Source organism: Streptomyces sp. NPDC051051 (assembly GCF_040682975.1).
Taxonomy (GTDB): domain Bacteria; phylum Actinomycetota; class Actinomycetes; order Streptomycetales; family Streptomycetaceae; genus Streptomyces.
Genome location: NZ_JBFBCB010000107.1, coordinates 1 through 7,735 on the forward strand (window position 1 = coordinate 1; position 7,735 = coordinate 7,735).

At 75.7% G+C, this 7,735-nt stretch carries 1 protein-coding gene; it reads left to right on the forward strand.

Annotation, left to right across the window (positions count from 1 at the left end):
• The first annotated feature begins 72 nt into the window (after nucleotides 1-72).
• Nucleotides 73-7,632: an SDR family NAD(P)-dependent oxidoreductase gene (locus tag AB0N31_RS35920; RefSeq protein ID WP_366062745.1), complete on the forward strand. Its 7,560-nt coding sequence runs from the start codon at nucleotides 73-75 to the stop codon at nucleotides 7,630-7,632.
• The last annotated feature ends 103 nt before the right edge of the window (nucleotides 7,633-7,735 follow it).

A 7,735-nucleotide genomic window follows, 5' to 3' on the forward strand; every position in this document is an offset into this window, starting at 1 on the left:
CTGCGCCGGGGTGAGGGGGGTCTGGGCCGGTTGTATGTGTCGCTGGGTGAGGCGTGGGCGCGTGGTGTCGCCGTGGACTGGACACCCGCCTTCGAGGGACTCTCCCCGCGTCGTGTCGACCTGCCGACCTACGCCTTCCAGCGGCGCCACTACTGGCTCGAACCGGTCGACCGCCCGGCCGGTGACGCGGTGGGCACCGATGGCGTGGACGTCCTCGACAACGAGTTCTGGACCAGCGTGGAGAACCACGACCTAGACGCCCTCGCCGAGGATCTCGGGATCACCGATGTCCGCTCGCTCGCGGAGATCGTGCCGGCGCTGTCGTCCTGGCGGCGCGACCGGATCAACCGCTCGACCCTCGACGGCTGGCGCTACCGCGTGACCTGGAGCCCCCGCGCCGAACAGCCCGCCCGCGCCGCCGCGCTCCCGGGTACCTGGCTGCTCGTCGTACCCGCCGGACACGAGACCGATCCCCTCGTACGGGACGTGTGCGAGGCCGTCGGGGCACACGCGGGCGAGGCACGCGTCCTGGTCGTCGGAGCCGCCGAGGCCGAACGCGACCGCATGGCGGACCTGATACGGCAGCGGACCGAGGACATCACCGTCGGCGGTGTGCTCTCGCTGCTCGCGCTGGACGAGTCGCCGTGGTCGCGGGAGGGCGTGCTGCCCACCGGCCTGGTGCTGATGACCATCCTGCTGCAGGCGCTCGGCGACGCACAGGTCGACGCGCCGCTGTGGTGCGCCACACGCGGTGCCGTCACCGTCCGCCGCGGCGACCCGCTCGTCAGCCCGTTGCAGGCGATGAGCTGGGGCCTCGGACGCATCGCGGCGCTGGAGTACCCGCAGCGCTGGGGCGGGCTCGTCGACCTGCCGGGGACGCTCGGCACCCGGGCCGCGCGACGCCTGGCCGCCGCCCTGTCCGGGACGCTGGAGGAGGACCACGTCGCGGTGCGCCCGTCCGGGATCTTCGCCCGGCGCCTGGTGCGCGCGGGTGAGGGACCGCGCCCCGAGGGCACCTGGACACCGTCCGGCACCGTACTCGTCACCGGCGGCACCGGCGGAATCGGCCGGCACATCGCCCGCTGGCTCGCCCGCGGCGGCGCCGAGCACCTGGTACTCGTCTCCCGGCACGGTCCGGCCGCCCCCGGCGCCGACGACCTCGTGGCCGAACTCGCGGAACTGGGCACCCCGGCCAGCATCGTCGCCTGCGACGTGTCCGACGCGGAGGCCGTGCGGCGACTCGTCGACGACCTGCCCGGAGGCGGCACCCTGACCGCCGTCTTCCACACCGCGGGCATCATCGACGACGGCCTCATCGACGCGCTCACCCCGCAGCGGGCCCACGACGTGCTGCGGCCCAAGGCCGACGCGGCGCTCGCGCTCGACGCCGCGACCCGCCATCTCGACCTCGACGCGTTCGTCCTGTTCTCCTCGATGGCGGGCACCCTCGGCGGACCGGGCCAGGGCAGCTACGCCGCCGCCAACGCCCACCTCGACGCGCTGGCCGCCCGCCGGCGCGCCGAGGGCCTGCCCGCCACCTCGATCGGCTGGGGCACCTGGGCCGGCGGTGGCATGGTCGGCGAGGACGTCGCCGAACGGCTGCGCCGCGACGGCGTACCGCCGATGGAACCCGAACTCGCCGTCGCCTCTCTCCAGAAGGCCCTCGACCAGGACGAGGAGTTCCTCATCGTGGCCGACGTCGACTGGAAGCTCATCACGGCCCGCGCCTTCGCCGCACTGCGCGAGTTCCCCGAGCCCCGGACCGCCGTCGCCGACCGGGCTGCGGAGCAGGAGAGCAGTGCGGTCGACGGGCCGCCGCTGGTCAAGCGGCTGGCCGCCCTGCCTCCCGTCGAACGCCGTGCCGCCCTGCTCATGGAGATCCGCACCCAGGCCGCCGCCGTCCTCGGTCACACGGATGCCGACGCCGTCCCGGAGGGCCGTGCCTTCCGCGACCTCGGCTTCGACTCGCTGACCGCGGTCGAGCTGCGTAACCGGTTCGCCGAGGCCACCGGTCTGCGGCTGCCGGTCACCCTCGCTTTCGACCACCCCTCCGCGTCGGCCCTCGCCGCGCACCTGGACGGCGAGCTGTTCGGCGGACAGACCGCCGACGCCGCCCTGCCGGCCCTACCCACGGCCTCCGTGGACGACGACCCCGTGGTCATCGTCGGCATGGGCTGCCGCTTCCCCGGCGGCGTCACCTCCCCCGAGGAGCTGTGGCGGCTCGTCTCCGACGGCACCGACGCCATCACCCCCTTCCCCGCCGACCGCGGCTGGGACATCGAGAACCTGTACGACCCCGACCCCGATCGCGTCGGCCACTCCTACGCCCGGCACGGCGGATTCCTGCACGACGCCGACCGGTTCGACCCGGCGTTCTTCGGCATCTCGCCCCGCGAGGCGGTCGCCATCGACCCGCAGCACCGGCTGCTGCTGGAAACCTCGTGGGAGGCGTTCGAACGCGCCGGCATCGACCCGGAAGGGATGCGCGGTGCCCGGGCCGGCGTGTTCGTGGGGTCCAACTACAACGACTACGCCAACAGGGCCCGCCAGGCTCCCGAGGAACTGGAGGGATACCTGGCCACCGGCAGCGCGAGCAGCGTCGCCTCCGGCCGGATCGCCTACACCTTCGGCCTCGAAGGCCCCGCCGTCACTGTCGACACGGCCTGCTCCTCCTCACTGGTCGCCCTGCACCTGGCCGTCCAGGCCCTGCGGTCGGGGGAATGTGAACTCGCCCTGGCCGGTGGCGTCACGGTGATCTCCACGCCGGACACCTTCGTCGAGTTCAGCAGGCAGCGCGCGCTGTCGCCCGACGGGCGCTGCAAGCCGTTCGCCGCCGAGGCCGACGGGGCGGGCTGGGCCGAGGGCGTGGGCCTGCTCCTGCTGGAGCGCCTCTCCGACGCCCGCCGCCACGGGCACCCGGTACTCGCCGTCGTGGCCGGCAGCGCCGTCAACCAGGACGGCGCCTCCAACGGGCTGACCGCTCCCAGCGGTCCCGCCCAGCAGCGCGTCATCCGCCAGGCCCTCGCCTCCGCCGGGCTCTCCCCGGCCGACGTCGACGCCGTCGAGGCGCACGGCACCGGTACCCGGCTCGGCGACCCGATCGAGGCGCAGGCCCTGCTCGCCGTCTACGGGCAGGAGCGGCCCGCCGAACGCCCCCTGTGGGTGGGGGCGGTGAAGTCCAACATCGGGCACACGCAGGCCGCCTCCGGTGTGGCCGGCGTCATCAAGACGGTGATGGCGATGCGCCACGGCGTCCTGCCGCGCACCCTGCACGCCGACCGTCCCTCCCCGCACATCGACTGGTCCAGCGGCGCCCTGCGCCTGCTGCACGAGGAGCGGGCCTGGGAACCGGGTGCCGGTCCGCGGCGCGCCGGTGTCTCCTCCTTCGGTGTCAGCGGCACCAACGCCCACGTCATCCTCCAGGAGCCTGAGGAGGTCCCCGCACAGCCGCAGTCCCAGCCGCGGTCCCAGTCGCCGTCCGGTGACCGGCCTGCGCGGGCGCTGCCCTGGCTGCTGTCCGCCCGCGGCGCCGCCGCCCTGCGCGACCAGGCCCGCCGCCTCCTGGGGCACATCGAGGCCCGGCCCGAGACCCCGGCGGCCGACCTCGCGCTGTCCCTGGCCACCACCCGCGCCCACCTCGAGGACCGGGCGGCCGTCGTGGCCGACGACACCGACGCCCTCACCCAGGCGCTCAGCGCCCTCGCCGAGGGCCGCGAGCACCCGCACCTGACCACCGGTCGGGCCCGCGGCGGCAGGACGGCGTTCCTCTTCTCCGGCCAGGGCGCCCAGCGCCCCGAGACCGGCCGCGTCCTGTACGAGACCCACGACGTGTTCGCCGACGCCCTCGACGCCGTCTGCGCCCACCTCGACGGACACCTCGACACGCCACTGCGGGACGTCCTGTTCGCCGCGCCCGGCAGCCCGGAGGCGGCGCTCCTGGACCGTACCGACTACACCCAGGCCGCGCTGTTCGCCGTGCAGGTCGCCCTCTACCGGTTGCTGGAGAGCCTGGGCGTCCGGCCCGACGTGCTGCTGGGCCACTCCGTCGGTGAGATCGCCGCCGCCCATGTCGCCGGCGTCCTCACCCTGGAGGACGCCTGCCACCTGGTCGCCGTGCGCGGCCGGCTCATGGCCGCTCTGCCGGAGGGCGGCGCCATGTTCTCCGTACAGGCCGCCGAGGAGGAGGTGACACCGCTGCTCGCCGCCCACGAGGGCCGGGTGGCCGTCGCCGCCGACAACAGCCCGCTGGCCACCGTCCTGTCAGGCGACGAGGACGACGTCACCGCGCTCGCCGCCGAACTCGCCGCGCAGGGCCGCAAGACCCGCCGGCTCAACGTCAGCCACGCCTTCCACTCGCACCGCATGGACGGCATGCTCGACGCCTTCGCCGAGCACACCGCCCAGCTGCGGCACGAGGCTCCGGTCGTGCCGGTGGTGTCCACCGTCACCGGACGCCCCGTCACCGCCGAGGAACCCCTCGACGGCGCCTACTGGGTACGCCAGGTCCGTGACAGCGTCCGCTTCCGGGCCGGTGTCCGCACCCTGGCGGAGCAGGGCGTCACCACCTACGTGGAGATCGGCCCGGGCGGCGTGCTCACCGCGCTCGCCGGGGAATGCGTCGACGGCGACGCCCTGCTCGTGCCGACCCTGGCGCGTGACACCGAGGAGAGCCGGTCGCTGACCTCCGCTCTCACCCGGCTGCACACCCATGGCCACCGCGTCGGCTGGGACGCCTGGTTCGCCCCTCTCGGTGCCCGGCGCACCGACCTGCCCACCTACCCCTTCCAGCGCCGCCGCTACTGGCTGGAGGCGACCGGGACCGACACCGCAGGCGCGGGCCCGGACTCCGTACGACACCCCCTGCTCACCGCCGCCGTGCCGCTGGCCGACGGGGACGGGCTGGTCCTGACCGGGACCGTCTCCGTGGACGGCCGGCCCTGGCTCGCCGACCACGCCCTCGACGGCCGGATCCTGTTCCCCGGCACCGCGTTCCTGGACCTCGCCCTGGAGGCGTGCGCCCACGCGGGAGCCGCCCACGTCGCCGACCTCACGCTGAACACACCGCTCGTCCTGCCCGCGAGCGGCAGCGTGCGGCTCCAGGTCGGCGTCTCCGCAGCCGACGAGAACGGCGAGCGCACCCTGACCGTGCACTCCCGCCCGGTCACCGGTGCCGGCGCGGACGGACCCTGGACCCGGCACGCCGAAGGCGTCCTCGGCGGCGCCCCGGCAACCGCCGGTGGGCCCGTCGCGGCCGCCTGGCCGCCGCCCGGCGCGGCCCCGGTCGACGTCTCCGGCCTGTACGAGCGGATCGCCGCCCAGGGCTTCGCCTACGGCCCGGCCTTCCGCGGGCTGCGCGCCGCCTGGCGCGACGGTGACACGGTGTACGCGGAGATCGCCCCCGAGGACGGCGAACACCTCCAGGGCACCGACCGGTTCCGCGTCCACCCCGCGCTCCTCGACGCGGCCCTGCACACCGTGGCCCTCACCACGGCCGAGGGCCCGGGCACCGTGGTGCCGTTCACCTTCCGGGACGTCACCGTGCACGCCGCCGGGCCCGCCGCCCTGCGCGTCCGGCTCACCCCCGCCGGAGACCACACCCACCGGGTGACGCTCCTCGACGGCATCGGGGCGCCGGTCGCCGAGATCGGCGCGCTCGCCCTGCGTCCCGTGGACACCGCGGCGCTGTCGGCCGCCGCGGGCGCCGGTGCGCTGCACACCGTCCGCTGGCCCTCGGCCGACCTCGCCGGACCGTCCACCGCCGTCGCCCCGTTGCACCTCCTGGGCCCGGCTGCGGAACTCACCGGCCACCCGGTCCTGGCAGGGGCCGTGCGGCACGCCGATCCGGCGGCGTTGGTGACGGCGACCGCCGGGACCGCCGTACCGCACACCGTGCTGGCCGTCGCACCGGCGCCCGACGAGGACACCGACCCCGCCACCGCGGCCCGGCACACCACCCACCACGCGCTGCGGCTGGTGACCGAGTGGCTCGCGCAGGACGCCCTCGCCACCTCCCGGCTGGTCCTGCTGACCCGGCACGCGGTCACCACCGGCCCCGGGGACGCCAACCGCACCGACCCCGCGCAGGCCGCCGTATGGGGCCTGGTCCGCGCGGCACGGGCCGAGAACCCCGGCCGGTTCGTCCTCGTCGACCACGACGGCACGGCCGCCTCCCTGGCCCTGCTGCCCGCCGCCCTGGCCGGTGAGGAGAGCGAGACCGCGCTGCGGGACGGAGCGGCCCTCGTGCCCCGGCTGACCCGCGCCACGCCCGACACCGACGCGCCCGCCGCGGTCGGCGAGGGCACGGTGCTCGTCACCGGCGCCGGGGGAGTGCTGGCCCGGCAGGTCGCCCGCCATCTGGTCACCGCCCACGGCGTCCGCTCCCTGCTGCTGGCCGGACGGCGCGGTCCCGCCGCCGAGGGCATGAGCGAGCTGTGCGAGGAACTGCGCGGCCACGGCGCCCAGGTCACCGTCGTAGCCTGCGACGTGGCCGACCGGGACGCCCTGACCGCCCTGCTCGCCCAGGTCCCCGACGACCGGCCGCTGACCGCGGTCGTGCACACCGCCGGGGTCCTCGACGACGGCATCGTGCAGTCGCTCACCCCCGCACGCCTCGACACCGTGCTGCGCGCCAAGGCCGACGCGGCCCTGCTGCTGGGGGAACTCACGCGTGACACCGGCGCCGCGCTCGTCCTGTTCTCCTCCCTCGCCGGCACCGTCGGCGGGGTCGGACAGGCCAACTACTCGGCCGCCAACGCCTTCCTGGACGCGTTCGCCGCCCGCACCGCCGCCGAGGGGCGCCGCGTGCAGTCCCTGGCCTGGGGACTGTGGGCGGAGCGCAGCGGCATGACCGGCACCCTGGCCGAGGCCGACCTGCGCCGCATCGCCCGCAACGGCCTGCGGCCCATGGACACCGCCGACGCGCTCGCCCTGCTGGACACGGCGCTGCGCAGCACGGAAGCCTGGTTCGCCCCCGCCGACCTGGACACCGGCGCGCTGCGTGGCTCCGACGGCCCGGTGCCCGACCTGCTGCGCGACCTCGTGCCCGTCCGCCCCCGGGCCCGCACGGCTCCCCCCGCGTCGGCCGCCCCCTCCAACGGGGCCACCGGGGGCGACTTGCGCGAGCGCCTCGCCGGGCTCGACGCGAGCACCCGTCACCGTGCCGTACTGGAGGCGGTGCTCGCCCAGGCCGCCCTGGTCATCGGCCATGACACACCCGACTCGATCGATCCCGAACGAGGCTTCCTCGACATCGGCTTCGACTCCCTGACCGCCGTCGAACTGCGCAACCGGCTCAGTGCCCTCGCGGGCGTACGACTGCCCGCGACGCTCATGTTCGACTACCCCACCCCCGAGCGGCTCGCCGCGCACCTGCTGGAGCGCACCGCACCCGCCGCCTCCCCGGTCCTCGACCAACTGGACCGGCTGGAAGCGCAGTTCACCGACGTGCTCGCCGACCCGGCGCTGCACAACGGACTGCGGGCGCGGCTGCGCGGCCTGCTGGACCGGCTCGACGGCACCCCGGTACCCGCGACGGACACCGCTGCCGAAGAGGTCTCCGGCCCGGGTACCGTCGAGGAGGTCTCCGACGAAGAACTCCGGGCCTTCCTGGAGGGCGACTTCGACGACGCCTGACCCACCGGCCGCCGCGGTCGCCGTCCCCGCCTCAGCCGGCGTCCCGGCCCCTGCCGAGGCCACCGGCCCGTCCCCCGTCGGCCCCCCCTGTCGGGCCCCGCCG